At 71.1% G+C, this 24,561-nt stretch carries 23 protein-coding genes; 10 read left to right on the top strand and 13 right to left on the bottom strand.

The features are described from left to right. Window positions 1-20 precede the first annotated feature (20 nt). A complete protein-coding gene (murQ, locus tag ABD371_RS02295; RefSeq protein WP_344472040.1) occupies window positions 21-980 on the bottom strand; it encodes an N-acetylmuramic acid 6-phosphate etherase in 960 nt (319 codons plus the stop codon). Between the two features lie 81 nt (window positions 981-1,061). After that, window positions 1,062-1,994, bottom strand: a complete 933-nt coding sequence (locus ABD371_RS02290; RefSeq protein ID WP_344472038.1) for a MurR/RpiR family transcriptional regulator — start codon at window positions 1,992-1,994, stop codon at window positions 1,062-1,064. Between the two features lie 107 nt (window positions 1,995-2,101). Between ABD371_RS02290 and ABD371_RS02285 the strand changes: the two genes are divergently transcribed. Together ABD371_RS02285 and ABD371_RS02280 are read left to right on the top strand one after the other, a co-directional pair. Then, complete coding sequence (locus ABD371_RS02285) at window positions 2,102-2,458, top strand: hypothetical protein (protein ID WP_344472036.1); 357 nt, start codon at window positions 2,102-2,104, stop codon at window positions 2,456-2,458. Window positions 2,459-2,495: 37 nt separating this feature from the next. Then, on the top strand, window positions 2,496-2,765 hold the full coding sequence (locus tag ABD371_RS02280; protein WP_344472034.1) for a DUF4031 domain-containing protein: 270 nt from the start codon (window positions 2,496-2,498) through the stop codon (window positions 2,763-2,765). Window positions 2,766-2,769: 4 nt separating this feature from the next. Here ABD371_RS02280 and ABD371_RS02275 read toward each other — a convergent pair whose 3' ends face one another. Together ABD371_RS02275 and ABD371_RS02270 are read right to left on the bottom strand one after the other, a co-directional pair. Beyond that, window positions 2,770-3,996, bottom strand: a complete 1,227-nt coding sequence (locus ABD371_RS02275; RefSeq protein ID WP_344472185.1) for a Cmx/CmrA family chloramphenicol efflux MFS transporter — start codon at window positions 3,994-3,996, stop codon at window positions 2,770-2,772. A 152-nt stretch (window positions 3,997-4,148) separates the two neighbouring features. After that, a complete protein-coding gene (locus tag ABD371_RS02270; RefSeq protein WP_344472032.1) occupies window positions 4,149-4,853 on the bottom strand; it encodes an HD domain-containing protein in 705 nt (234 codons plus the stop codon). Between the two features lie 225 nt (window positions 4,854-5,078). Here ABD371_RS02270 and ABD371_RS02265 point away from each other — a divergent pair, with 225 nt between their 5' ends. Next, complete coding sequence (locus ABD371_RS02265; protein ID WP_344472030.1) at window positions 5,079-5,759, top strand: maleylpyruvate isomerase family mycothiol-dependent enzyme; 681 nt, start codon at window positions 5,079-5,081, stop codon at window positions 5,757-5,759. A gap of 65 nt (window positions 5,760-5,824) precedes the next feature. Beyond that, entirely contained in the window at window positions 5,825-6,172 is a 348-nt protein-coding gene (locus ABD371_RS02260) for a DUF6479 family protein (RefSeq protein ID WP_344472028.1), read from the top strand. Window positions 6,173-6,237: 65 nt separating this feature from the next. On the opposite strand, the gene ABD371_RS02255 is transcribed toward ABD371_RS02260, so the two are convergent. Next, on the bottom strand, window positions 6,238-8,463 hold the full coding sequence (locus tag ABD371_RS02255) for a heavy metal translocating P-type ATPase (RefSeq protein ID WP_381734360.1): 2,226 nt from the start codon (window positions 8,461-8,463) through the stop codon (window positions 6,238-6,240). A 251-nt stretch (window positions 8,464-8,714) separates the two neighbouring features. On the opposite strand from ABD371_RS02255, the gene ABD371_RS02250 reads away from it, so the two are divergent. Further along, window positions 8,715-9,413 carry a copper homeostasis protein CutC gene (locus ABD371_RS02250; protein WP_344472022.1) on the top strand — a complete coding sequence of 233 codons (699 nt, stop codon included), beginning with the start codon at window positions 8,715-8,717 and terminating at the stop codon, window positions 9,411-9,413. A 73-nt stretch (window positions 9,414-9,486) separates the two neighbouring features. On the opposite strand, the gene ABD371_RS02245 is transcribed toward ABD371_RS02250, so the two are convergent. The 3 genes from ABD371_RS02245 to ABD371_RS02235 are packed head-to-tail and all read right to left on the bottom strand — an operon-like array spanning window position 9,487 to window position 11,707. Continuing rightward, the gene (locus tag ABD371_RS02245; protein WP_344472019.1) at window positions 9,487-10,671 is read right to left on the bottom strand and encodes an alpha/beta hydrolase family protein; all 1,185 of its coding nucleotides are present in this window, start codon (window positions 10,669-10,671) and stop codon (window positions 9,487-9,489) included. 9 nt (window positions 10,672-10,680) lie between these two features. Then, on the bottom strand, window positions 10,681-11,244 hold the full coding sequence (locus ABD371_RS02240; protein WP_344472016.1) for a hypothetical protein: 564 nt from the start codon (window positions 11,242-11,244) through the stop codon (window positions 10,681-10,683). 28 nt (window positions 11,245-11,272) lie between these two features. Continuing rightward, entirely contained in the window at window positions 11,273-11,707 is a 435-nt protein-coding gene (locus ABD371_RS02235; RefSeq protein ID WP_344472013.1) for a hypothetical protein, read from the bottom strand. Window positions 11,708-12,060: 353 nt separating this feature from the next. On the opposite strand from ABD371_RS02235, the gene ABD371_RS02230 reads away from it, so the two are divergent. Beyond that, window positions 12,061-12,846, top strand: a complete 786-nt coding sequence (locus tag ABD371_RS02230) for a DUF5753 domain-containing protein (RefSeq protein WP_344472010.1) — start codon at window positions 12,061-12,063, stop codon at window positions 12,844-12,846. Window positions 12,847-12,853: 7 nt separating this feature from the next. Further along, a complete protein-coding gene (locus ABD371_RS02225; protein WP_344472183.1) occupies window positions 12,854-13,060 on the top strand; it encodes a DUF397 domain-containing protein in 207 nt (68 codons plus the stop codon). A 68-nt stretch (window positions 13,061-13,128) separates the two neighbouring features. On the opposite strand, the gene ABD371_RS02220 is transcribed toward ABD371_RS02225, so the two are convergent. Then, entirely contained in the window at window positions 13,129-13,380 is a 252-nt protein-coding gene (locus ABD371_RS02220; RefSeq protein ID WP_344472007.1) for a PH domain-containing protein, read from the bottom strand. A 577-nt stretch (window positions 13,381-13,957) separates the two neighbouring features. Between ABD371_RS02220 and ABD371_RS02210 the strand changes: the two genes are divergently transcribed. Together ABD371_RS02210 and ABD371_RS02205 are read left to right on the top strand one after the other, a co-directional pair. Beyond that, window positions 13,958-14,842, top strand: coding sequence for an aminoglycoside phosphotransferase family protein (locus ABD371_RS02210; protein ID WP_344472004.1), 885 nt, complete (start codon window positions 13,958-13,960; stop codon window positions 14,840-14,842). A 320-nt stretch (window positions 14,843-15,162) separates the two neighbouring features. Beyond that, window positions 15,163-15,888, top strand: coding sequence for a L,D-transpeptidase (locus tag ABD371_RS02205; RefSeq protein ID WP_344472001.1), 726 nt, complete (start codon window positions 15,163-15,165; stop codon window positions 15,886-15,888). Between the two features lie 20 nt (window positions 15,889-15,908). Here the strand turns inward: ABD371_RS02205 and ABD371_RS02200 are convergent, their stop codons facing one another. The 3 genes from ABD371_RS02200 to ABD371_RS02190 form a co-directional block, all read right to left on the bottom strand. Beyond that, on the bottom strand, window positions 15,909-16,550 hold the full coding sequence (locus ABD371_RS02200; protein WP_344471999.1) for a sortase domain-containing protein: 642 nt from the start codon (window positions 16,548-16,550) through the stop codon (window positions 15,909-15,911). A 180-nt stretch (window positions 16,551-16,730) separates the two neighbouring features. Further along, window positions 16,731-21,236 carry a COG1361 S-layer family protein gene (locus ABD371_RS02195; RefSeq protein ID WP_344471996.1) on the bottom strand — a complete coding sequence of 1,502 codons (4,506 nt, stop codon included), beginning with the start codon at window positions 21,234-21,236 and terminating at the stop codon, window positions 16,731-16,733. 203 nt (window positions 21,237-21,439) lie between these two features. Beyond that, window positions 21,440-22,279 (bottom strand): endonuclease/exonuclease/phosphatase family protein, encoded by an 840-nt coding sequence (locus ABD371_RS02190; protein ID WP_344471994.1) that lies wholly within the window; start codon window positions 22,277-22,279, stop codon window positions 21,440-21,442. Between the two features lie 234 nt (window positions 22,280-22,513). Here ABD371_RS02190 and ABD371_RS02185 point away from each other — a divergent pair, with 234 nt between their 5' ends. After that, window positions 22,514-23,752, top strand: coding sequence for an MFS transporter (locus ABD371_RS02185; RefSeq protein ID WP_344471992.1), 1,239 nt, complete (start codon window positions 22,514-22,516; stop codon window positions 23,750-23,752). Between the two features lie 86 nt (window positions 23,753-23,838). On the opposite strand, the gene ABD371_RS02180 is transcribed toward ABD371_RS02185, so the two are convergent. Beyond that, window positions 23,839-24,438 carry a choice-of-anchor C family protein gene (locus ABD371_RS02180; protein WP_344471990.1) on the bottom strand — a complete coding sequence of 200 codons (600 nt, stop codon included), beginning with the start codon at window positions 24,436-24,438 and terminating at the stop codon, window positions 23,839-23,841. Window positions 24,439-24,561 lie beyond the last annotated feature (123 nt).

Below are 24,561 nucleotides of genomic sequence, written 5' to 3'. Positions count from 1 at the left end.
GGGGGTGCCTTGCTGTGCGGTCATTCCTCGGCGGGGGCGGAAGCGGCGGGGGCGGAGTTGAGGGCGGCGCGCAGATGGCCGCCGTTCTCGGCGAGCAGCCGGGCGGCGGTGGGGGCGTCGACCGCGCCGAGCAGGGTCAGGATGGCGTTCTTCACCTCGCCGCCGGTGGCGGTGAGGGCGGCCTCGATCTCCGTCTCGCCCGCGCCGGTGGCGAGCGAGACGATCCGGCGGGAGCGGGCGCGCAGCTTCTCGTTGGAGGCGCGGAGGTCGACCATCAGATTCCCGTAGGTCTTGCCGAGCCTGATCATGGTGATCGTCGAGATCATGTTGAGGACGAGCTTCTGTGCCGTGCCCGCCTTCAACCGGGTCGAGGCGGTGAGGAGTTCGGGTCCGGTGACCACCTCGATCCCGTGGTCGGCGGCGGCGGCCAGCGGGCTGTTCGCGTTGCAGGAGAGCCCGACGGTGAGCGCCCCCAGGGCCCGCGCGCGGACGACCGCGCCGACGGCGTACGGGGTGCGCCCGGACGCGGAGATCCCGACCACCGTGTCGTCGGGGCCGATCCGCAGCGCGTCGAGGTCGGCGGCGGCCAGCTCCGGGCTGTCCTCCGCGCCCTCGGCGGCCCGGACGACGGCGGTGGGGCCGCCCGCGATCAGTCCGACGACCTCGCCGGGGCCGGTGTTGAAGGTCGGCGGGCACTCGCTGGCGTCGAGCACGCCCAGCCTGCCGGGGGTGCCCGCGCCCGCGTAGACCAGCCGCCCGCCGCGCGCCATCCGTTCGGCGGCGGCGTCGATCGCGGCGGCGATGAGGGGCAGTTGGGCGGCGACGGCGTCCGGTACGGTCCGGTCCTCGCCGTTCATGATCCGGGCGATGTCGAGGGTGGCGAGCCGGTCGATGTCGGCCAGTTCGGGCCGGAAGGCCTCGGTGGTGAGCGAGTCGAGCTGGGAGCGGAGTTCGCCGTACGCGGAGGAGGTCGAGGTCATGGGCGCGCTTTCCTTTGGCTCGGCAGCGGGTGGCTCGGGAGCGGGAGGCTCGGCGACAGGTGTTCGTCGGCGGTCGGCTCGTCAGCGGGCGGTGCGCGGTGTGCGGCGGTGGGCGAGCGCCTCGTAGGAGGCGGCGAGCGCGGGGGCGGCCGTCTCGTAGGTCCGCTGGGCCACGCCTATGAAGAGGCAGTCCACGACGAGGAGTTGGCTGGTGCGGGAGGACATGGCGGCGGGCCGCAGCTCGCTCTCGCGGGCGGTGGAGGTGGTCAGTACGTGGTCGGCGTAGCTGGAGACGGGCCCGTCCGGGCGGCCGGTGATGGCGACGGTCGTCGCGCCGCGCTCGAAGGCGGTGCGCAGGGGCTCGATGACGTCGGAGGTGGATCCCGAGTGGGTGATGGCGATGGCGACGTCGCCGGGGCGCAGCGCCACGGCGTTGGTGACGGCGAGATGGGGGTCGGCGTGGGCGTGGGCGATCAGGCCGATGCGGAGGAGTTTCTGCGCCAGGTCCATGCCGACGAGCGAGGAGGCCCCGACTCCGTAGATGTCGATCCGGCGGGCGGTCGCGGCGGCGGCCACGGCGGCGGCGAGCTGGACCGTGTCGAGTCCGGCGGCGGTGTCGGCGAGGGTCTGCTGTTCGTCGTGGGCGAGTTTGGCGACGACGTCGGCGATGGGGTCGTCGACGGCGATGTCGGCGGTGACGCTGGGGGCGCGGCCGGACTGCTGGTGCGCGGCGAGTCCGGCGAGCGCGAGACGCAGATCGCGGTAGCCGGGGTAGCCCAGCAGCCGGGCGGTGCGGACCACGGTGGCCTCGCTGGTGCCGGTCAGCTCGGCGAGTCCGGTGACGGTGAGGGCGGCGCAGCCCGCCGGGTCCTCGGCGACGGCCTCGGCGACGCGCTGCATGGAGCGCGTCATGGAGGGGGCGAGTGTGCGGACTTTGGAGGCGAGGGCGGCGGGAGCGGGCGGGGCTTCGGCGGGCAGTCCGGCGCTGAAAATTTCCTTCAGTGAGTCGGTCACATATGAAAGATATTTTCAATTTTCGGGTCGGGTCAACCCCTGCACGGCGGACGGCGGACCGGGTCCTCCGTACGGGGGACGCCCGCCGTACGAGGGACAATGGCCACATGGACGAAGCCGACCCTCATGAGCAGGCCCTGCACGCCGCCCGCGCCCTGATCCTCGCCGATCTGGCGGCCCGCGACGTCGCGGACCCGGAGGTGGTGTCGCTGGTCGAGGACTCGGTGACCCATCGCCGCTGGTGGGTGAAGGAGTGGCCGCAGGGCGCGGAGTACGTCACCGGCCTGATCGCCCAGGACGTCCAGGACGCCCTTCTGGAGCGGTACGGACGCTGGCCCCTCTGCCCGGTCTGTGACACCGGCGACCCGCACGCCCTGGAGATCGAACCCGAGCTGGGCCCGGATCCCCGGTGGGTCTGCCACAAGGCGGGCGTGGTGGTGGCCCCGGTCGGCGGCCTCGGATGACCCCGGCCCCCGCGTCCCGCCGTACGGACGGCCCCCGGTGACCCTCTACATCGACCCGCCCACCTGGCCCGGCCACGGCCGGCTCTGGTCCCACCTGGTCAGCGACGAGTCCTACGAGGAGCTCCACCACTTCGCCTCGTCCATCGGCTGCCCCCGCCGCGCCTTCGAGCGCGACCACTACGACGTCCCCTCCCACCGCTACCCGGCCGCCGTCGCGGCGGGCGCGCTGGAGGTCTCCCCCCGCGAGGTCGTCCGTCTCCTGGTCACGGCCGGGCTGCGGCGGCCGAAGGGGCGGCCCTGGGGCTGAGCGCTCAGTTCCGTGTGCGCACGGCCTCGGCGGAGGCGGTGTCCGGGGCAGGGGCAGGGGCCGGGAGGGAGGTGGCGATGGTGCGGGAGCGGCCCTGGAGGCGGAGCGAGAGGGCGACGAGGCCGAGGGCGACGACGGTCATGGCCGCGCCGGCCCAGGCGGTGGCGGGGAAGCCGAGGCCGGCGTCGATGACGGTGCCGCCGAGCCAGGGGCCGCCGGTGTTGCCCAGGTTGAAGGCGGCGGTGGTGGTCGCGCCCGCGAGGGTGGGGGCGGCGGCGGCGACGTTGAACATGCGGGCGTTCAGGGCGGGGGCGGTGTAGAAGGCGGAGACGCCCAGCAGGAAGGCGAGCGAGACGGTGACGGCGGGGCTGGAGGCGAAGAGGGCCAGCGCCACGAGGAAGACGGTCGAGGCGGCGATGCCGCTCAGCAGCACCCCGAAGAGGTGCGCGTCCGCGACCCGGCCGCCCAGCCACGTACCGATCAGCGCACCGAGCCCGAAGAGGCCGAGCACGCCCGGCACCCAGCTCTCGGCGATCCCGGAGACGTCCGTCAGCAGCGGGGCGAAGTAGGAGAAGGCGCAGAACACGCCGCCGCCCGCGAGGGACGTCAGCACGATGGAGAGCCAGACCTGGCGGTCGCCGTAGATCGACAGCTCGCGCTTGAGGCGCGGGCGCTCGGCCGGGAGCGGGATGCGCGGGATCAGCGTCACCACGCCGACCAGCGCGATCGTGGAGGCGATCGCCACCGCCCAGAACGCGGACCGCCAGCCGAGGTGGTCGCCGAGGAAGGCTCCGGCGGGGACGCCCAGCACATTGGCGATGGAGAGTCCGCCGATCATCACCGCCAGCGCCTTGGCCCGGGAGTTCGCCGGGGCCATCGCGACGGCGACCGACGCGCCGACCGCCCAGAAGCCCGCGCAGGCGAGGGCGCTGATCACCCGGGAGACGAAGAGGATCTCGTACGTCGGCGCGAGCGCGCCCGCGACCTGGCCGAGGGCGAAGACCGTGATCAGGGCGATCAGCGTGGTCTTGCGGGGGAGTCTGAGGGTGGCCACGGCGAGCAGCGGCGCGCCGACGACCATGCCGATCGCGAAGGCGGATATGAGCAGACCGGCCTGCGGAATGGAGACGTCCATGTCTTCCGCGATCGGCGGCAGCAGACCGGACAGCATGAATTCGCTCGTACCGAGGGCGAAGACGGAGAGGCCGAGAATGTATACGGCGAGGGGCATACGGGCGCGCGGCTGGGCAGAGTCGGGCATGACACGGGTAACAGCGCCGATCACACCTGACATTCCCGCCGGCGGCCCGTCATGTGTCACGTCTTCGTGTCGTGCGGATGTCGTCACGGGTGCGGGTGCGGTGCTGGTGCCGCACGGCGCGGTCAGCCGAGCCGGGTCAGCTCCGCCGCGACATTGCGGCGGGCCGCCGCCTCCCACTCCCGTACGCCGTGGGGTGTGCGGAACAGCCGGGGCAGCTCCAGGAGTTGCCGCAGCACCGCGGCCCGGCCCGCGCGGAAGGCGTCGTCGGGGACAAAGCCGTACTCCTCGCGCACGGCGGCGGCGTATGCCGCGTACCGCTCGGGCCCGGCCGCCAGGATCGCGAGATCCGCGTCGCACAGCACCGCGCCGTCGGCGTCCGCGTCCTCGGGGGCGTGGGTGACGGTGAGCCGCACCAGCCGGGCGACCTCGCGGGTGCTCGCGTCCCCGAGGCCCGCCTCGGGCAGCGCGCGCTCGGCGAGCCGGGCGGAGCGCTCCTCGTTCTCGGAGCGCTCGGGGAGATACACGGCGTCGTGGAACCAGGCGGCCAGCCGGACGAGATCCGGCCGGGCGGCGTGGGCCGCGAGGGCGTCGATGTGGTCCAGCACGGCGGTGAGGTGGGCGGTGGAGTGGTATCTGCGCTGCGGCTCGGCCCAGCGGGCGAGGAGATCCTCCGCGTACGGCAGCGGGTCGGGGCCGGGCACGGGGGCGGGGGCGGGTCCGGATTCCCGTGGGTCCGCCGCGCGGGCGGCCAGCAGGGCGCGCGACCAGCGGGCGCGAAGGCCGGAGGCGGGATCGGGATCGAGGTCGAGGTCGGCGTCGGGGCTCATGCGCCCGACTCTAGGCAGGTGCCGCCGAAGCGGGGCCGACCTCTGCCGGGCTTGTCCGGGGCCGATCCCATCCACAGGTTCCGCTTGGGCCACCCGAGTGAACCCGACCCCACCCCCTGCCTCCGCCATTCGGGCAAAACCCGCAGCTCAGCGCCGTACAACAGACCCCCGCACCGCGCCTGCCACCACTAGAGGAATCCCCTCCGTTTGCGCTTGGCTGAGCCGATGGAATCCGTACGCGGCCCCGAGCTCCCCGGCCTCCTTCTGCGGGCCGAGCGCGACGCCCTGATCCCGCTGCTCCGCTCCCGCCCCGACGAGGACTTCGCGATCCGCACCTGCTGCCCCGGCTGGACCGTGCGCCATGTGCTCGCCCACTGCGGGGCGGCCCTCACCCGAGTGGTGGAGGGCCGGCTGGCGGACGGGGCCTTCACCTCCGAATCCAACGACCTGGACATCGCCGAGCGCGCCGACTGGTCGAACGCCCGGATCGTGGACGAGCTGGAGCGCGGCATGACCGAGGCCGGCCCGGTCATCGCCGCCGCGCACCCCGAGCGCGGCGGCCACAGCGACCTCGGCGGGATCGCGCTCGGCGAGTGGGTGCACGCGGGCGATGTGCGCGAGGCCCTCGGGGAGCCCGGCGCGTACGAGGCGGGCGAGGCCCTCGATCTGGCCCTGGATCTCTTCGCGGCCCTCACCGGTGCCCGGGGCACCGCACCGCTGCTCGCCGCCGTCGACGGCCGCTCCGCCCCGCTCGCGCTGGGTCTGCGTACGGACGGCGGCCCGGAACCCGCGCGGTACCGGGGCTCCGCCGGGACGCTGGTACGGCTGCTCGCGGCCCGCCCGCTGACCGGCACCCGGTACGAGCTGACCGGGGCCCGGGAGGCCGATCTCCACTTCTTCCGATGAAACTTCCCCAAGCGGCAGAAATGTGCCGAATGGGGTGACACTGGGACTGGGACCAGGTGAAGTGTGTGTCGATCCAGGGTTTGGAGGCGGACGCCATGGTCACAGTGATCATCGTCATCGGAGTCTTTCTGGTGCTCATCCTGACGGCGAGCATGTGGTGGGATTCGATCCGCCGCGAGAAGTACGTCCCCCCCAAGCCCGAGGAGCAGCCGCTCAAGCCCGAGCGGCGGGAGCACATCGAGGAGGTGCGGGAGGCGGACGACGACACCTTCCCGCACGAGGGGGAGGACCGGCTTCTCCCGTACAACATGAAGACCCACAGCAGCCACAGCACGGGCAAGGGCCGCGAGGCGCGCCCCGACCACGGCCCGAACGTCGGCGGCGGGGCCTTCGGCAGCGGCGGCTACGGCTGAGCACGGGCGAAGGCGAAGGGCCGGGCGGTGTGAACCGCCCGGCCCTTCGCCTTCCCGCCCCCGTGTCAGGCGGCGGCCTTGAACCCCCGCAGCCGCAGGCTGTTGCCGACGACGAACACCGAGGAGAAGGCCATCGCCGCACCCGCGATCATCGGGCTGAGCAGTCCCAGCGCGGCCAGCGGCAGCGCCGCGACGTTGTAGGCGAAGGCCCAGAAGAGGTTGACCCGGATGGTGCCCAGGGTGCGCCGGGCCAGCCGGATGGCGTCGGCCGCCGCCCGCAGGTCACCTCGTACGAGGGTCAGATCGCCGGCCTCGATGGCGGCGTCCGTGCCCGTGCCCATCGCCAGGCCCAGATCGGCCTGGGCGAGCGCGGCGGCGTCGTTGACCCCGTCGCCGACCATGGCCACACTGCGGCCCTCGGCCTGGAGCCGCTTGACGACGTCGACCTTGTCCTCGGGCATGACCTCGGCGATCACCTCGTCGATGCCCACCTCGGCGGCGACCGACTCGGCCACGGCCTGGTTGTCGCCGGTCAGCAGGATCGGCGTGAGGCCCAGCCCCCGCAGCCGGGTGATCGCCTCGGCGCTGGTCTCCTTGACCGCGTCGGCGACCTCCAGCACCGCGCGGGCCTCGCCGTCCCAGGCCACCGCGATCGCGGTGCGCCCGGCGGCCTCGGCGTCCCGCTTCGCCTTGAGCAGGGCGTCCGGCAGCCGGATCTCCCACTCGGCGAGCAGCTTCTCGCGGCCCACCAGCACGGCGTGACCGTCCACGACACCCTGGACGCCGAGTCCGGGGACGTTGGCGAAGCCCTCGGGCGTCGCCAGGACGCTGCCGGTGCGCTCGGCGGCGCCCGCCGCCACCGCCTGGGCGATGGGGTGCTCGGAGGCGTTCTCCAGCGCTCCGGCCAGCCGCAGGGTCTCCATCTCGTCGGTGGAGTCGGCGGTGTGGACGGCGAGCAGGGTCATCTTGCCGGTGGTGACGGTTCCGGTCTTGTCGAGGACGACGGTGTCGACCTTGCGGGTGGTCTCCAGGACCTCGGGGCCCTTGATCAGGATGCCCAGCTGGGCTCCCCGGCCGGTGCCGACCATCAGCGCGGTCGGCGTGGCCAGACCCAGGGCGCAGGGGCAGGCGATGATCAGTACGGCGACGGCGGCGGTGAAGGCGGCGGCCCATCCCTCGCCCATGGCCAGCCAGACGCCGAGGGTGCCGAGGGCCAGCAGGATCACGATCGGGACGAAGACTCCGGAGATCTTGTCGGCGAGGCGCTGGGCCGCCGCCTTGCCGTTCTGGGCGTCCTCGACCAGCTTCGCCATCCGGGCCAGCTGGGTGTCCGAGCCGATCCGGGTGGCTTCCACGACGAGCCGGCCGCCCGCGTTGAGGGTGGCGCCGGTGACGCTGTCGCCGGGGCCGACCTCGACCGGGACGGACTCGCCGGTCAGCATCGAGGCGTCCACGGCGGACGAGCCCTCGACCACGGTGCCGTCGGTGGCGATCTTCTCGCCGGGGCGGACCACGAACCGGTCGCCGACGCTCAGCTCGGCGGTCGGAACCCGGACCTCCACCCCGTCGCGCAGTACGGTGACCTCCTTCGCGCCCAGCTCCATCAGCGCCCGGAGCGCGGCCCCGGCCTTCCGCTTGGAGCGGGCCTCGAAGTACCGCCCGGCCAGGATGAAGGCGGTGACGCCTGCCGCGGCCTCCAGATAGATGTTGGAAGCGCCGTCGGAACGGGAGATCGTCAGCTCGAAGGGGTGGGTCATGCCGGGCATTCCGGCGTGCCCGAAGAACAGCGCGTACAGCGACCACAGGAAGGCGGCGATGGTGCCCACCGAGACCAGGGTGTCCATGGTGGCCGCGCCGTGGCGCAGATTGGTCCACGCGGCGCGGTGGAAGGGCCAGCCCGCGTAGACGACGACGGGGGCGGCGAGGGTGAGCGAGAGCCACTGCCAGTACTCGAACTGGAGCGGCGGGATCATCGCCATCGCGATCACGGGCACGGAGAGGGTCACCGCGGTGATCACGCGCTCGCGCAGCGTCTTCAGCTCCCGGTCGTCCTCCGGGGACTCCTCGGAGTCGGAACCGGAACCGGAATCGCCCTGCGCGGGGGCCTTCGGCTTGGGCTCGGCGGCGCTGTATCCGGTCGCCTCGACGGTGCCGATCAGATCCTGTACGGAGACGTCCTCGCCCCGGAAGACGACCTTGGCCTTCTCGGTGGCGTAATTGACGGTGGCCTCGACCCCGTCCATCCGGTTGAGCTTCTTCTCGATACGAGCCGCACAGGAGGCGCACGTCATGCCACCGATGGCGAGCTCGACCTCTTGATGGGTGGCTGTGTGCGCCACGGTTCCTCCCTGTCCCGAGCTTCATACCCCCAGGGGGTATGCCTTATGGGTTCATGTATACCCCCCCAAGGTACCTCGCGCAAGTCTTGAACCGGACGAGAGCCCCCCGGGTGCTGGTGCGCTCGCAGAGCGTGCGCACTAGGCTGGCATTGGACTAGACCTATTTGATGCATTAGCCATCTCCCAGGAGGAATGGGGTTCCCATGAGCAACCGTGCGGTCCTGGAGGTGATCGCGCTCGACGCGGAGGACGCGATCGCGGCGCGGTCCGGAGGCGCGGACCGGCTGGAGCTGGTCGCGGACATGTCGAGAGACGGTCTGACGCCGTCGCGGGAGACCTTCGCGCGGATCCGCGCGGCGGTCGACATTCCGCTACGGGTGATGCTGCGGCTCGCCGACGGCTTCTCCGCCGGCACTCCCGACGAAGTGGAAGCGCTCCTACGCGCCACCGCCGAACTGCGCGAGGAGGGCGCGGACGAGTTCGTCCTCGGCTTCCTGGACGAGCACGGCCGCGCGGATCTGGCCATCGTGGAGCGCCTGGTCGCCGGGATGGCGGGCAGCGCCTGGACCTTCCACCGGGCGATCGACCGCGCCGCCGACCGGGACGGGCTGCGCAAGCAGCTGGCGGACCTGCCGGGCCTGGACACCTACCTCACCGCCGGTTCGCCGGCCGGGGTGGACCACGGCATCCCCACCCTCCTCGCCGAGGTGGCCCGCGCCGGCGAGCCCGGCTACGAGCCCCTCGTCCTCGTCGGCGGCGGCCTGCGCCTCGAACACGTCCCCCAGCTGCGCGACGCGGGCGTCACCGGCTTCCACATCGGCGGCGCGGCGCGCCCCCGGGGCTGGGCGGGGCCGGTGGACGCGGAGGCGGTCCGCGAGTGGCGCAAGATCATCGACGGATAGCCGTCGTTTCCGGACACGGAAAAGGGGGTCCGGGGCGTGTGCGCCCCGGACCCCCTTTTCTTTTTGTCCATCCTCACGGCCGGTGGAAGACGACCTCCGGATGCTGCGGACTCGGCCCGTCCAGCAGCGGTTGCGGAACCCCCTTCAGGTGCTGCGCGAAGAACGCGGACACATAGTCCCGGGTGATCTCGGCGGACCGCTTTCCCGAGGGCACCCCGGGGTACTGGGGAGCGCCCTCGACCTGGTCCGCCAGATAAGGGGCGTCGACGAAGGTGAAGTGATGACTCCCCGTCGGGGTGATCCACCGCTTCCACCCGTCGAACCGCCGCCAGTCCCGGTCCCAGCTCACATCCGGCGAGCCCGGCACACTCTCCGCCGCGCCCAGCATCATGAACGGCCGCCCGCCGAGCCCGCCCTCGGGCACCGGCGTGAAGAACGTCCCGTCCATGTTGATCCCGGCCCGCACCCGCCGGTCGGTCGCCATGGTGTGCGCGGCGCTGTTCCCGCCGATGGAGTGCCCCGCCATCCCGATCTTCCGGGCGTCGATCATCCCCGAGTGCCGCCAGGCCGCCCTCTTCCGCCCGGTCAACTGATCGAGTACGAAGGACACATCCTTCGCCCGCCCCTCCGGCACGGCCGCGTGCGACACCTCCCCGGCCTCCGTGACCCGGCACGCCGTGCAGGGCAGCACCCCCTTGCCCGGGAACTCCGTCGCCTCCGACTCATGGGCGTGGTCCACCGACGCCACCACATGCCCCTCGCTCGCCAGCTCCTCCGCCAGCAGCGTCAGCGTCATCCGCGAAAGCCCGAACCCCGGCGACAGCACCACCAGCGGGAACTTCCCCCGCGCCGGCCGCACCCCCTCCCGCGCATGCGTACGGACCGCGCCCAGCCGCTCCTCGTTCCCCACCGGGATCAGCTCCCCCGTACTGGTCCGCCCCAGCAGCTCCCGCGCCTCCGCCACCGTCATGTACGGCCGCGCGGCGGGCTTCCCCGTACCCCGCCGCCCCGGATAGTGCAGGGACACCATCAACTCCCGTGCCCCCGCCTCCGGCACCCAGTGATCCGTACGGTTCGCGTCCCTCAGCCGCAGCGTCTCCATCCCCACGGGATACGCCCCCGACGGCCTCGGCAGCTCCAGCCTCCCGGCCGCCGCCGCCCGGGGCGTGCCCGTGTCGGCCACCGCCGCCCCCATGAGCGGCAACGGCAGCGTCAGCGCGAGCAGCGCGGCGACCACGCCGCGACGAATTCTGATCATGCCCCGACGCTAGGCCCGTCCGCCGCCCCGGTCATCGACGGCCGGGATGACCCCGTGTACCTCTTCAGGGCCACACTCTCCCCCTCTGGACTCCCCCCAGAGGGGGAGCAGTTGACGGTCTGCCGGCGACCGGTCTCCTCCTCCAGCCGCACCGCCGCACCGCCGCACCGCCGCACCGCCGCACGGCCGCACGGCCTCGCCCGCGCACTCGACGCACACCGGCGGATGCGCGGTGATCTGCCCCTCCGGCCGGCCCGGCTCCCGGGCGTCGACCGCCTCGTCCAACAGCCACAGCACCCCTCGGCCGTCCACGGCGGAGGGCCCTCCACAGCTCTGGCAGAGCAGCTTCCGCATCGCCCGCCGCTGCCTGTTCCCGTGCACGGAGGAGAAGAGCGGACGCCCCCGCTCGCCGGGCCTCGCGGGCAGCCGCCCACGATTCAGGAGTACGCCGTACTCACCCCGGTCGGCGGGCAGTTCATTCGCGTACCCGATCCCGCCCGACGGCGGCATCCCCTGCACCACCCGCGTCTCCACCAGCGACTCCACCGGGGTCTCGCCACTCCACGCGACCACCCACGGAACCGTCAGGGGATTCCTCCTCTCACCCGCGGAACATCCCCCACCTCACCGGTACATGCGCGATGAACGCCCGCCGCGACGCCAGCCGCTCCAGCACCTGCTCGTACTCCAGCGCGCTCGTGCTCACCGCCGACTGCCCCACCGTCACCACCCCCTGCACAAACCCACCCGCGATCAGCGCCTCCACCCGCCGCCACTCCGGCCTCTCCAGCGGCTCGGTCATCCCGCACCCGTCCCAGAGCATTTCGGAGCGCACCTGCCACCCCCGGTGAAGCGCGTAACTCCTGGCTCGGGCGAAGGTGTCCGCGGGCACACGGTCATTGCTGATCGTCAGCGCGTAGACCACGACCGGAAACCCTTTCGGCGGCTCGATGAGCGCCTTCAGCAACTGCTCCCGGAGTGCGAGGAAACGCTCTTCCGGGGCGGCGTCCGACGGGGGCTGGGGGAAGAGAGGCATGGCGGAGTCCTCCGCTGTGAGGGTTGGGGGGCGCGCGAGAAGGTGTCGCGAGCCCCCTGGTCTGGGAACTTCGCCCCTGCGCGACTGTTCTCAACTACCGTGACGGTTAAGCGCATTGCATCGCAAGAGAAATGCCTCTGAATAACCAGCGTGCCGCCGAAGTGGATTATGCGCGACCGTGCGTGGGTCGCTGCTGGCGCTGCGCACAGACATGAGAGGCATGCGTTGGGGCACTGGAGGGTGTACAAGTGGGAGCCAAACGCGGGGCATCGGGACGCCGTCTGGAGCTGGGCATCCAACTGAGGCAGTTGCGCGAGAACTGCCCAGCCATAGAGCCGAACGGAGCCCCGGGGATGACGCGCAAGGAGGCGATCCGAGGTCTGCGGGACCTCTCGGAAGCCTCCCTGGCCCGGATCGAGCACGGTGAACTCAATTTCCGCCGCAACGTGGGGAATCTGCGCACGCTGCTGAAGCGGTACAGCGTGACCGACGAGGAGCTGATCCAGCAGCTCATCGAGCTGAACCGGGAAGCTCCGAACGAGGAGTGGCTGACGCAGTACCGGAGCTTCCTGCCGGCGGGGATGCCGCACTTCGTGGGGCTGGAGGCGGAGGCGGTCGGGATCAGGGCGTACCACCCGACAGTGGTGCATGGCTTGCTTCAGACCGAGGCGTACGCGAAGGCGCTCTTTGAAGTCCAGCGCCCCGTCGAGGACACCACCGCTGAGTTCGTCAAGCGCCATGTGGATCTCCGGATGGATCGCAAGCAGAGGGTGCTGACCCGAGAAGATCCTGTACGCCTCCGTTTCATCCTGGGTGAGGCGGCTCTGCGGATCCCCATCGGTGACGAAGAGGTGATGCGCGAGCAGTACGAGGAGATCATCAGGCTGGCTCGGGAGGACCACGTCTCGATACAGCTTCTCCCCTTCCGGCGCGGATACCGCTCCAACCATGACTTCGCGATTCTGGACCTCGGCGAGCTGCCGCCCCGGGTCCAGACGGACAACGCGTGGGGCGCGGTCTCGACATCGGACAAGCCCCGAGAAGTAGACCGGTTCACTCGCCGGTTCAACGTGATGGTGGGTTTGGCCCTTGGGGTCGAGGAAACCATCGCATTCCTGGAAGAACTAGCAAGAAGGTAGTAGAGCCATCAACACGCACACCCCGGCCACCGAGCCGGCCCCCGAAAGCGCTTGGTTCAAGTCGTCCTACAGCGACGGCACCGGCAACAGCTGCGTTGAGGTCGCGGCCCTGGTCGGCCGGGTCGGTGTCCGTGACTCCAAGCTCCAGTCCGGCCCGGCCCTGGTCGTCCCTTCTGCGGCCTGGTCGTCCTTCGTGGCCTTCGCCTCGGCCTGATCCGTACAGCGCGACGCGGAGCGCCCCTGCTCATGGGGTGCTCCGCGGTTCGTGTGTGCTGGTTCTGGTCAGTCAGGGTTCCTGACGACGGCTGCGGTCTGCATGCCGTTGTGCTCGAAGGAGTGCGGGTTGAGTTCGATGCTCTCGATGAGGACGCCGGGGATGTGCTCGATGCGAGCGAGGGCCTGCTTCATGGCGTCCATGAGGCTGTCCGCCTCGAAATAGCAGACGAACGTGGTCTCCACCCCGAGAATCTCTTCTCTGCCGACGAAGCCGTCCGCGAAGCTGTCATGGGTGTCCATGACATCGTTCTGTTCCACAGTGAGCGGTTCTTGTGGGTGCATGAGGAAGTGCCAGCTAGGCACAGCGCTGGTGATGTCTGACGAACTCATCGATCCTCCTTGCTTCTGTTCCTGCGCTCTGGGGGGGGGGACAACTCACCATCAAGTTCTTTGTGCAGCGGCAGCAGATGACATAGCCCCAGCGGTGACTCTTCTTGTCGTGCGTCACCTTAAAACCTTGCGCCTCGGCTCGCTTGAGTGCAGCTTCAACATCTTTCTTCTGATGTCGGTCCCCGATTCCCATGGCCATATCAGTACGCATCCTGCTCGGCTCCGGCAGGGAGCGGCCGATTTGATCACCGAACGGGACGCTGTTCGTATGGGTGTGCCTGATTCTGGGAGCGGATGGTGCATGCCCTTCAGCGGAGAGCTTCAAGAAATACCCGAGAACGCTTGTTCAAGTCGTCCTACAGTGACGGCACCGGCAACAGCTGCATCGAAGTCGCTTCCCTGGTCGTCCCTCGGCCGCCTGGTCCTCCTTCGTCGCCTTCACCTCGGCCGGCCGTCGGCCTGATACGTCACTGAACAGAGTTCTGCCGCCCATGAAGAGGGTTCTATGCATGGTCGACTTCTCAGGCGCACCGTCTGCCGCCTGGCCCAACCGGTCCTGCCCGGTCTGACCGAGGCGGACATCCGCCCCATCGAGGAAGGCGGTGAACACTCTTCATGGTGGGTTGGAGGCCGCCATGTGATGCGGCTCGCCCTCGATCCGGACACCTCCGCTCGTCAGCGCCGCGAGGTGGAGCTGCGCAACCTGCTTCGTCCCCGGCTCGGCATCGTGCCCGCCAGTGTGGCTGCGGGAGAATGGGCACCCGGGCTCGCGTACACCCTCGACGTACGCCTTTTGGGACTCTCCGCCGAAGCGCGCGAGGTATCGGCCGCCGGGGAAGCCGACTTGGTCAAGATGCTGACCATCTTGCGTCAGATCCCAGCCGTGGAGGCCGATGCCCTGGGCATCCACTGGCACCAGCCACGCGACATCGCCTCACTCAGGAGGATTGCCGCCCAAGCGGCCAAGCAGCTCGCGGCGGATGGGGAGTTCGTACCCGGGCTGATGCCCCAGGACCCGCTGGCCGACGACCAGCCGCAGGTGCAGGTGACAGAGAGAGTGCTGCTCCACAACGACCTCAAGGGCGAGCACCTGTTGATCGACGAAGACGGCGGTGTCAGTGGAGTCCTGGACTGGACAGACGCTGTCACAGGAGATCCGGCCGAAGACATCGCAGGCTTGGCCATCACAGTCGGTGCCCTCGCCGCTGTCCGTGTAACAGTCGGCGCCCAGTACACCGCGGCTCAGGCGGCGAGGGCGCTCACACTGTGCCGCTGCGACACACTGCTCCGGCTCGCCAACCGCCTCTACCAGGGCGATGACAGCCCGCTGCCCCTGCTCAGAGCACAGCTGCGCCGAGCTTGGCAACGCACTCCACTCGATGCCGGCTGACTGCCCGAGCCGGAAGTGCCCGGGCCAACCAGAAGGCACCGTGATGATGCGGACTGCCCGCACCAACGACAACGACACCCTGCGATGACAGATCCCCCGGCAGGGCCCACCGGCGACGCGACACCTGCGGCGTCGCCGGCCCGGTGGGGCGCGTGCCCGCCGGAGTGGGGCCGTTCAGGTGCTTGTGTGCGCCCAGAAGGGGGCTTTGTCGGGCGTGGCTGCTTGGGTGCGCGGGGTTTGAGGTGAAGGGGAGCAGTGTGGTCCGTTGTGTTGCGGATCGGGGGAGGGGGCCGGCGCGGAGTGGTGAGGAGGGTGTGGGCATGGGGCTGAAGAGGGTGGTGCCGCTGTGGGCGGTGGGGGCGGTGGCGGTGCTGAGCTTGGTGGGTGTGTCGGGTGCCTCTTCGGCGGGTGCCGCTGAGCGCATGCCTGGCGTGGAGGGCCCGGTGACGGAGGCGGCGGAGGAGTGTCATCCGGGGACGGGGCCGTATCAGAGGGAGATTGAGGCGCATTTGGGGCTGGTGGTCGATGGCCGGCAGTCGGCGGGGGACTGCGGGGTGATCGCCGAGTATCAGCGGAAGCATGGGATCGAGCCGGCGCAGGGGTATGCGGGGCTCTACACCTACCGGGCGGTGGTGTGGGAGCGGGCGCTGGCGGAGGGGAATGGGATCGAGGGGTGTCCGGACACCGGTGGGGTGGTGGTGTGTGTGGACATGGATCGGCAGATCCTGTGGGTGGAGGATGAGGGGCGGGTGATTTTCCGGCCGGTGCCGGCGCGTACGGGGATGCCGGGGTATGGGACGCGGACGGGGTGGTTCGAGATTTATCAGCGGGAGAGGGAGTTCTGGTCCACGCAGTTCGAGGGGCCGATGCCGTTCTCCCAGTTCTTCAGCGGTGGGCAGGCCCTGCACGCCGGTTATCGGCCCATCTTCGAGGACCCGGGCTCGCACGGCTGTGTGAATCTCCGTTATGAGGACGCGGAGTCGCTGTGGAACGGGCTGAGGATCGGCGACCAGGTGTATGTGTGGGGGGCCAGGGTCGGCGACTGAGCCCGGGCGGGACGGTCCGGTCAGCGGGGCACGGTGGCGGACACCAGCAGTCCGACCTGTTCGGAGACGGCCGTGGGTTCCTCGGCCTCCTCCTCCGACTCCTCGTCGTTCTTCTTGGGCGGCGGGGTGAGGGCGACGACGCGGAGTTCGCGCCCGTCCGGCTTCTTCGCGGCCTCGGCGGCGGTCGGAAGCTCCCGGCTGATCATTTGGATGCGGCTGATGGTGAAGGTGGTCGTGGTGCCGTCGGTGTGCGTGATCTTCGCCTTGTCGCCGACGGCGGCCCGGGTGAGGCCGTAGAGGGGGCCGGGGCTGTCCTTCGTGCCGACCCGGCCGCTGAGCACCGCCGCGCCCTTGTCCCCGGGGGTGACGCCGGTGGCCAGCCAGCCGATTCGGCCGGTGGCGTCGGGGGCGGTGACCTTCTGGTCCGTCCCGCCCTTGAGTTCCACCACATCCACCGGGTCCGCTCCATGGCCACCTGCATGGCCACCGGCTCGTACCAGGGAGAAGGCGCGGGGGGTCTTGGAACCGCCCGCCCGCTGGTCGTCGGAGCCGGGAGGGGTGCCGCCGGAGGGCGCACCGCAAGCGGTGAGGAACACGGACAGCGTGAGCAGGGCGGTGATCCTCAGCGAGGATCCGGTCCCGGGCCGGGCTGGTCGGTACACCGGACTCCTCCTCGGACTCGGATGCAGCGGGCCGCTGACGGCAACCGAGCCTAGAAGAGGACTCGTACGGCCGGGCCCGACACCGCCGGAGGGAACGGCAGGGGTCACCCGAACGGGCTGTGCCCGGCACCCAGGGGCGCCGGGCACAGCCCGTCGGTCATTCGCGTCGCGGTGTCCCACTCAGGCGGCGCGGGCTCCTGCCGGCTCCCTTCCGGCGACGGTCCTCTTGTCCTTGCCCTTGTCCTTCGGCTCGACCTTGCCGCTGGTGGTGCAGCGGGGGTCGTCGCTGTCCGGCTCGCAGTTGTTGCCGGGGGTGTCGGAGACCACGGTGTTGATCAGCTTCAGGTCGCCGAACGTACGGCTGTAGGCGGTGACGGAGAAGGTGATCGTCGCGGTCTGGCCGGGGGCGAGTGCGCCGCTCCAGCTGAGGACGGGTTCGTTGTAGGTGACGGTGCCTCGGGTGGCCGAGGCGTCACCGTTGTAGGCGGCGTCGTCCAGCAGACCGCTCAGGTCGTCGGTGAACGATGCCGGATCCGCGGCGGTGTAGGCGGCGGTGCCGGTGTTGGTCACCGTGATGGTGTAGTCGACGGTGTCTCCGGGCCGCACGGTCGAGGGGCCGTTCTGCTCCTTGACGATGGTCAGCTCCGGGCGGCCGTTGACGGGGGTGTTGGTGGTGTCGGTGTTGTTACCGGGATCGGGGTCGGGGTCGTCGCCGCTCACGGTGACGGTGTTGGCGATGGAGCCGGTGGCGTCGGCCGCCACCGTGCCGGACACCGTCACCGTCACGCTCTCGCCCACGGCCAGCGGTCCGCCGGTGCAGGTGAGCCGCCCGGCCCCGATGCCGCATCCGTCACTGGTGGTGGTCGGGTTCTGGATCTGGGTGGGCAGGGTGTCGGTCAGGGTCCAGCCGGTGGAGTCGTCCGGTCCGTTGTTGGTGACGGTGATCGTGTACGAGATCTGCCCGCCCGCGTCCACGGACGCCGGCCCGGTCTTGGCGACGGCGATGTCGGCCGAGACGACGACGGGGGTGACCGTCGTGGTCGTCGAGTCCTGGTTGTTGTCGGGGTTCGGGTCGGGGTCGTTTCCGTCGACCGTGACGGTGTTGGTGATGCTGGTGGCGTTCGGCGACGCCGTGCCGGTGAGGGTGATCGTCTGGCTGTCGCCGACGGCGAGTGCGCCGCCGGTGCAGGTCAGAGTGCCCGCGCTGACGGAGCAGCCCGCCGTGGTGGTGGCCGCGTTGGTCAGTCCGGCCGGGATCGGGTCGGAGAGGGTCCAGCCGGTCGAGTCGGACGGGCCGTTGTTGGTGACCGTGATCGTGTAGCTGACCGCGCCGCCGGCGGTCACCGATGCCGGGCCCGACTTGGTCACGGCGAGATCCGCCGACACGCCCACCGTGGTGGTGGTCGAGTCCTGGTTGTTGTTCGGGTTGGGGTCGGGGTCGTCTCCGTCGACGGTGGCGGTGTTCACGATGGTGCCCGCGTTCGGGGCGGCGGTGCCGGTGAGGGTGATGGTGGTGCTGTCGCCCGCCGCGAGTGCGCCGCCGGTGCAGGTGAGGGTTCCGGCGGTGATGGAGCAGCCCGCCGTGGTGGTGGCGGCGTTGGTCAGGCCGGCGGGGATCGCGTCGGTCAGGGTCCAGCCGGTGGAGTCGTCCGGTCCGTTGTTGGACACGGTGATCGTGTACGTCACCGGGTCCCCGGGAAGGACGGACGCGGGCCCGGTCTTGGTGACCGCGAGGTCGACCTCCGGCACGGGCAGGGGCGTCACCGTGGTGTTGGTGGTGTCGGTGTTGTTGTTCGGGTTGGGGTCGGGGTCGTCGCCGTCGACGGTGGCGGTGTTCACGATGGTGCCCGCGTTGGCGGCGGCGGTGCCGGTGAGGGTGATGGTGGTGCTGTCGCCCACGGCGAGTGCGCCGCCGGTGCAGGTGAGGGTTCCGGCGGTGATGGAGCAGCCCGCCGTGGTGGTGGCGGCGTTCGTCAGACCGGCGGGGATGGAGTCGGCCACCGTCCAGCCCGTCGAGTCCGACGGCCCGTTGTTGGTGACGGTGATGGTGTACGTGACCTCGCCACCGGCTGTGACCGACGCGGGGCCGGTCTTGTTCAGGGCCAGATCGACGGACAGGTTCACCGTGGTGTTGGTGGTGTCGGTGTTGTTGTCCGGGTTGGGGTCCGGGTCGTCGCCGTCGACGGTGGCGGTGTTCACGATGCTGGTGGCGTTCACGTCGGCGGTGCCGGTGAGGGTGATGGTGGTGCTGTCGCCCACGGCGAGTGCGCCGCCGGTGCAGGTGAGGGTTCCGCCGGTGATGGAGCAGCCCGCCGTGGTGGTGGCCGCGTTGTCCAGCCCGGCCGGAATCGGGTCGGTGACGGTCCAGCCGGTCGAGGGGTCCGGTCCGTTGTTCGTCACGGTGATCGTGTACGAGACCTGCCCGCCCGCCGTCACGGATGCCGGGCCGGTCTTCGTCAGCGCGAGGTCCACCGAGGCCGGGGTGACGGTCGTGGTCGTGGTGTCGGTGTTGTTGTCCGGGTTGGGATCGTCCTCGTCGCCGGTGACCGTCGCCGTGTTGGTGACGGTGGTCGCTCCGGGAGCCGCCGTGCCGGTGAGGGTGATGGTGGTGCTGTCGCCGACGATGAGCGGTCCGCCGGTGCAGGTGAGGGTTCCGGCGGTGATGGAGCAGCCGGGGGTGGTGGTGGCCGCGTTGGCCAGTCCGGCGGGGATCGGGTCGGAGACGGTCCAGCCGCTGGAGTCGTCCGGTCCGTTGTTCGTCACCGTCAGCTCGTAGTCGATCTCTCCGCCGGGGTTGACGGCCGAGGGGCCGGTCTTCGTCAGCGCGAGATCGGCCTCCGGGGCGACGAACGGGACCGTGACCGTGTTGCTGGTGTCCCTGGCCAGCTCGCCGTCCGGGGCCGTGCCCGTGGCCTGGGCCGTGTCCGTGACGCTTCCCGCCGTGACATCGGCTGCCGTGGTCGTGTACGTGGCGGTGCAGTTGACCGAGGAGCCGGGGGGCAGCGGTGCGCTCGGGCAGCTGACGGCGGGGGTGCCGGGGCCGTTGTCGACGACGTTGAGGTCGGTGAGCGGAACCTGGCCGGTGTTGGTCACCCGGAAGGCGTAGGAGATGGTCTGCCCGGCCGCGGTGAACTGGTCCCGGTCGGCGGACTTGACGACCGCCAGGGCGCGGAGCGGGATGACCACCTCATTGCTGGTCCCGTTGACCGTGTTGCCGTTGACCGTGCCCGTCACGGACGCGGTGTCGGTGATCGTCCCGGTCGCCGCGTCCGTGGCCGTGGCCGTGTAGGTCGCCGTACAGGTCATGAAGGCGCCGGCGGCCAGTGTGGTGGAGGGGCAGGAGACGCTCGGGGTGCCCGGACCGTTGTCGGTGACCTGGATGCCGGAGAGCGGGGCCGTGGCGGTGTTGGTCACGACGAACGAGTACGTGATCGCGTCACCCGCCGCGAAGGTCTCCTCGCTCGCCGACTTCGTGATCGTCGGCGAGCCCGGGACGGTGACGATCAGCGTGGCCGGCCCCGGCGGGTTGACCCCTGAGGGGGTCACGTCGGCCGGCTCGTTCACATAGGTGCCGGGGGTGTTGGACGTGACGTCGACCGTGAAGGTGCAGGACTGCGCACCGGCGGCGAGGACACCGCCGGAGAGCCCGACGACCCCGGTGCCGGGGACCGCCGTGAGCGAGGCGGAGCCGCAGGTCGTGGCCGCGTTCGGGACCGCTGCCACCGTCACCCCGGACGGCAGGTTGTCGGAGAACGAGAAGCCGTTCTTCTCCGCCAGCTCGGAGGTGTTGGTGACGGTGAAGGTCAGGGTGGAGATGCCGCCCTGCGGGACCGAGGCGGGGTTGAAGCCCTTGTCGAGCTGGGGGGTGACGTCCAGGATCCGGAGGTTGTCGTAGGCGTGGTCGTTGCCCAGCCCGCTGCCGTTGGCGTTCGTCATCTTCACACCGACGGCCGACCCGGTGAAGAACACGGACGAGTCCGAGGCGAAGGAACCGGCCTGGATGGGGCGCGGCCCTACGTTGTAGGTGCTGGAGCGCGGGTCGGTGCACGGGTTGATCGCCTGGTCGTTGGCGGGGATGTCGGGTCCCCCGCCGGTGAGGAAGAAGTTCAGCAGGGGGGCCGACACATTGCAGTTCACGGCCGCCACATCCACCGAGAAGGTGATGAAGCGGTCCGAGGTGACCAGCGGGATCGGATTGACCGTCTGGATCTCGACCTTGTTCGCGCCGGGGTTCGCCCCGTCGGTGTAGGCGGAGACGGCGTGGTTGGTGCCCGGGGTCGCTGAGCCCGCCACCTGGCCCAGCACATTGGCCATGAACTTCAGCTCGGCCATCGCGGTGGTGTTCTGGTTCTGGCAGGCGGCGTTGTTCGCCCCCGACTGGTCGAGGATGATCCCGTTGCAGTTGGCCGCGCTGATCCACGCGGGTGCCGCCGTGTATTTGGCGCTGATCGGAGGCGCGCCCGTGTAGGCGCTCAGCAGGATCGGCGTCTGGCCGGTCCCGTTCTCGAAGCCCTCGGAGTAGACCGAGGGCGGGCCCTGCGGCAGACCCGGGGCTCCGGGCGCGGCGGCGGGGGCGGCGCTCGCCGGCGGCAGGGCGGTGCCCAGGGCCACCAGCTGGGCCCCGAGCACGAGGCCCGCGGAGAAGAGGACGCCGAGACGGCGTCCTCTTCGGGGGGAACCATGCATGTCGGCATGCACTCCTTTGTCGGTTCACGGCCCCCCAAAGGCACACGAATACCTCATATGGCTGGTAGTCATGTGAGTCATCGGGATCAGGGCGGTGAACCTCACTCAAGGGGCCCTGACCCGGTCGGCCACCTGGCGCATTCGCCCGGCTCCGGAGCCGGCCCCCGGAGCCGTCCTCCGGAGCCGGCCCCCGGAGCCGGGCCTCAGGCCGGCTTCACGTCGGCGTGCAGCAGGTGGTGGTCCGAATCCTCGCTGGGGTGCATGCCGTGTTCGAGGGGGGAGATGCCGCGCAGGAAGATGTAGTCGAACTTGAGCTGCCAGTCGGTGCTGGGCTCGCAGTCGACGGTGGAGGAGGGGCGGCAGCGGGGGTCGGTGTCCGTGGCCAGTTTCCAGAGCGGGGAGAGTTCGGGGGCGGTGGGGACGGCGTTGAAGTCGCCGAGGACGATGGCGCGGTCGTGGCGGGCGACTTCGGTGGCGAGGACGCGGGTCTGGGCGGCGCGGACGGACTCCTGGCGGCGCTGGGCGAGATGGGTGTTGAAGACGCGGACGGGTTTGCCGCCGACGGTGGTGGTGACCGCCATGTATCCGCGGTCCTCGGATCCGCCGTCGGGGTACTCGACGTTGACGCGGTCTTTCATGGGCGCGGCGGAGAGGATGGCCTGGCCGAAGGCGCCGGGGCTCCAGGGCATACCGCCGCAGCGGTCCTTGTTCAGGAGGACCATCCCGTACTCGACGTGGTAGACGAGCCCGTGGCGGCGCTCCAGCTGGTCGCGGATCTTCTCGACGTCGCGGACGCACGACTCCTGAAGGCCGATGACCTGGGGCGCGTAGGCGGCGATCTCGGCCGCCCGGTCGGCGTTGCTCTCCTTGCAGGGATTGCAGATGTTCCACGTCATGGCCCGGTTCGGCACGATGTCCTTGACGGCCTCGGCGGGCAGGGGCCTGGCGACCGGGGCATCGCTCGGTGTACTGGGGTCGATGAGCACGATGCAGGCCGCGGCCATGACGCCCACGAGCAGCCACGCACCCTTTCCGAGCGCCATCGTCTCTCCTCACGGTGGGGGCACAGAGTGTTTGACCTTCATGGAGAGGCTAGGCGACGAAGCTGTCAGTGACGCATGCGGTGTGCCGGATCCTGTCGCGCCCGTACGGGGTGGTCCATGACGGCGCGCCGATCCGGGTAAGGGGTAAGGGGTCCTCGGCGGGCGGGGCTCGTCGCCGTCGGAGCCGGCCGGGGACACCAGGTTCACGGGACACGAACACACCGGGAGTGCGTCATGAGCTACCGCCTGCTCGCCACCCGCCCCGTACTCGTGTGGGCGCTCGTCGCCGTCGGGGCCCGGATGCCCGTGGCGATGGCACCGCTGGCGCTGGTGTTCCTCGTACGGGAGCGGCCCGGGGGGTACGCGGTGGGGGCGGGGCTGGCCGCGGTCTATGTGGTGGGCGAGGTGGTGGGGGCGGCGGTGCTGGGGGCGCGGCTGAGGCCGGGGAGGGCGCGGGGGCAGTTGGCGGTGGGGATGGGAGTGGGGGCGGGGGCGTTCGCGGGGGTGGGGTTGTTCCCGGGGGCGCATCCGGTGGTGCTGGGGCTGCTCGCGGGGGTGGCGGGGGCCGCGCCCGCCGCGTCGCCGGGAGGGATGCGGACGCTGCTGATCTCGCGGCTTCCGGAGGCGCTGGTGGTGAAGGCGCTGAGCGCGGAATCGGTGCTGGTGTACGCGGTGTGGGCGGCGGCTCCGGCGCTCGCGGGGGTGCTGGCGCTGGGGGTCGCGCCGCCGCTGCCGATGCTGCTGGCCGCGGTGCTGCTGGCGGCGGCCTCGGCCGGGATGTGGGCGCTGCCCTCCGGGTGGGCGGCGGAGGAGGACGGCGAGGGAGAGGGCGCTTCCATGGCGCGGGCGCTCGCCGGTGCCTGGCCCGTCTATGTCACCGGGGCCGCCGCGATGTCCTTGCTGGCGCTGGCCGAACTCGTCCTGCCCGCACTGCTGGAGCAGCGGGGGATCGGCGTCGGCTGGGCCGGTCCGCTGCTGGCCGGGTTCTCGGTCGCGTCCGCCGCCGGGGCGGTTCTCTACGGGGTGCGCGGCACCTGGCCGGGCTCGCTGCGGGCGCAGAGCCTGGTGCTGCTGATGGCGGTGGCGGGGTGTGTGACGCTCGTCGGGGTGTCGGGCTCGCTGCCCTGGATCGCGGGCGGTCTGCTCATGGCCGGGCTGTTGCAGTCCGGGGTGCAGCTGAGCCGCTCGCTGTCGCTGCGGGACGCCCTGCCGCCGAGCGCGCACGCGGCGGGGTACTCGGTGATGTACGCGGCGAGCGGCGTCGGTTACGCGGTCGCCGCGATGCTGGTGGGGGCCGTGCAGAGTGCGGCCACGCCGTCGGTCGCGGTGCTCGCGGGGGTGGGGCTCACCCTGTCGCTGGTGGCGGTCGGCGCGCTGGGCGAAGTGGGGACGCGGCGGCGGGCGCGGGCCGTCCCGGGGGTGCGGGAAGCGCGGGACGTCGGCGGCCGGTGTCCCGACCGGTCGCCCGGCTGATGCCGTCGTACAGCGCTGATCGGCCCGTACGCGCCGGGGGCGTACGGGCCGATCCGTGTGCGGCTGGGATCAGGAGGGCGGGCGGCTCACTTGGAGCAGGAACAGGGGGAGGCGGCGGTGACGCGGACGTCGTCGACGACGGGGCCGTACGCGCCGGAGACGGTGCTGGCGAAGCCGAGGGTGGTGGCGGAGGCGGTGGCCACGAAGGTCACCTGGCGCTGGACGTACCCCAGGGCGGTGAAGGTCTTCCCGGTGGAGTCGAAGGAGAAGTCCTGGAAGTTCTGGCCGTCGACCAGGACCTTGCCGGTCTTCAGGGCGGGGCCGCCGGCCGGGTTCGCGGCGAGCGCGTAGGTGACGGTGTAGGTGCGCCCGGGGATGGTGGTGAAGGTCTGGGCGACCGCGCCCGCCTGGCCGCCGTTGAGGTCGACGGACTGGTCGCCCTCGGCGGCCTGCCAGAAGCCCGCGCCGATCAGGTCCACGGTGCCGGAGGCGACCTTCCAGGGGCCGATGGACTGTCCGGCGGTGAGGGTGCTGAACGAGTTCGCCGGGGCGGTGGGGTACTCGAAGCTGCCGTCGTCGAAGCGGCTCACGGTCGCCGCCGAAGGGGCTGCCATCGCCGTCTGCGTGCCGGCCGCGAGGAGCGCCGCCGCGACGGCGGCGACGGCCAGGGAACGGGAGAGAGCCATAACTGCCTCCTGAATAGGGTGTTTTTCTCCTACAACACGATCAGCGTTCCAGCGGATCGGAGGGGGTGGGGAGGCGTGTGGTCGGGCGTGCGGTGGTGCTGGACAGGGCGCGTGGTCCCGGAG

The sequence above is a fragment of the Streptomyces amakusaensis genome (assembly GCF_039532665.1).
Taxonomy (GTDB): domain Bacteria; phylum Actinomycetota; class Actinomycetes; order Streptomycetales; family Streptomycetaceae; genus Streptomyces; species Streptomyces amakusaensis.
Note: the sequence above shows the minus strand (reverse complement) of the source record. Positions and strands in the feature narration are given on the sequence as shown.

Bases quoted from the DNA above. Each gene is read 5' to 3' on its own strand.
- murQ (WP_344472040.1), bottom strand. From the start codon at position 980: ATGACCTCGACCTCCTCCGCGTACGGCGAACTCCGCTCCCAGCTCGAC.
- ABD371_RS02285 (WP_344472036.1), top strand. From the start codon at position 2,102: ATGGACGAAGCCGACCCTCATGAGCAGGCCCTGCACGCCGCCCGCGCC.
- ABD371_RS02275 (WP_344472185.1), bottom strand. From the start codon at position 3,996: ATGCCCCTCGCCGTATACATTCTCGGCCTCTCCGTCTTCGCCCTCGGT.
- ABD371_RS02270 (WP_344472032.1), bottom strand. From the start codon at position 4,853: ATGAGCCCCGACGCCGACCTCGACCTCGATCCCGATCCCGCCTCCGGC.
- ABD371_RS02265 (WP_344472030.1), top strand. From the start codon at position 5,079: ATGGAATCCGTACGCGGCCCCGAGCTCCCCGGCCTCCTTCTGCGGGCC.
- ABD371_RS02255 (WP_381734360.1), bottom strand. From the start codon at position 8,463: ATGACGTGCGCCTCCTGTGCGGCTCGTATCGAGAAGAAGCTCAACCGG.
- ABD371_RS02250 (WP_344472022.1), top strand. From the start codon at position 8,715: ATGAGCAACCGTGCGGTCCTGGAGGTGATCGCGCTCGACGCGGAGGAC.
- ABD371_RS02245 (WP_344472019.1), bottom strand. From the start codon at position 10,671: ATGATCAGAATTCGTCGCGGCGTGGTCGCCGCGCTGCTCGCGCTGACG.
- ABD371_RS02235 (WP_344472013.1), bottom strand. From the start codon at position 11,707: ATGCCTCTCTTCCCCCAGCCCCCGTCGGACGCCGCCCCGGAAGAGCGT.
- ABD371_RS02230 (WP_344472010.1), top strand. From the start codon at position 12,061: ATGACGCGCAAGGAGGCGATCCGAGGTCTGCGGGACCTCTCGGAAGCC.
- ABD371_RS02210 (WP_344472004.1), top strand. From the start codon at position 13,958: ATGCATGGTCGACTTCTCAGGCGCACCGTCTGCCGCCTGGCCCAACCG.
- ABD371_RS02205 (WP_344472001.1), top strand. From the start codon at position 15,163: ATGGGGCTGAAGAGGGTGGTGCCGCTGTGGGCGGTGGGGGCGGTGGCG.
- ABD371_RS02195 (WP_344471996.1), bottom strand. From the start codon at position 21,236: ATGCATGGTTCCCCCCGAAGAGGACGCCGTCTCGGCGTCCTCTTCTCC.
- ABD371_RS02190 (WP_344471994.1), bottom strand. From the start codon at position 22,279: ATGGCGCTCGGAAAGGGTGCGTGGCTGCTCGTGGGCGTCATGGCCGCG.
- ABD371_RS02185 (WP_344471992.1), top strand. From the start codon at position 22,514: ATGAGCTACCGCCTGCTCGCCACCCGCCCCGTACTCGTGTGGGCGCTC.
- ABD371_RS02180 (WP_344471990.1), bottom strand. From the start codon at position 24,438: ATGGCTCTCTCCCGTTCCCTGGCCGTCGCCGCCGTCGCGGCGGCGCTC.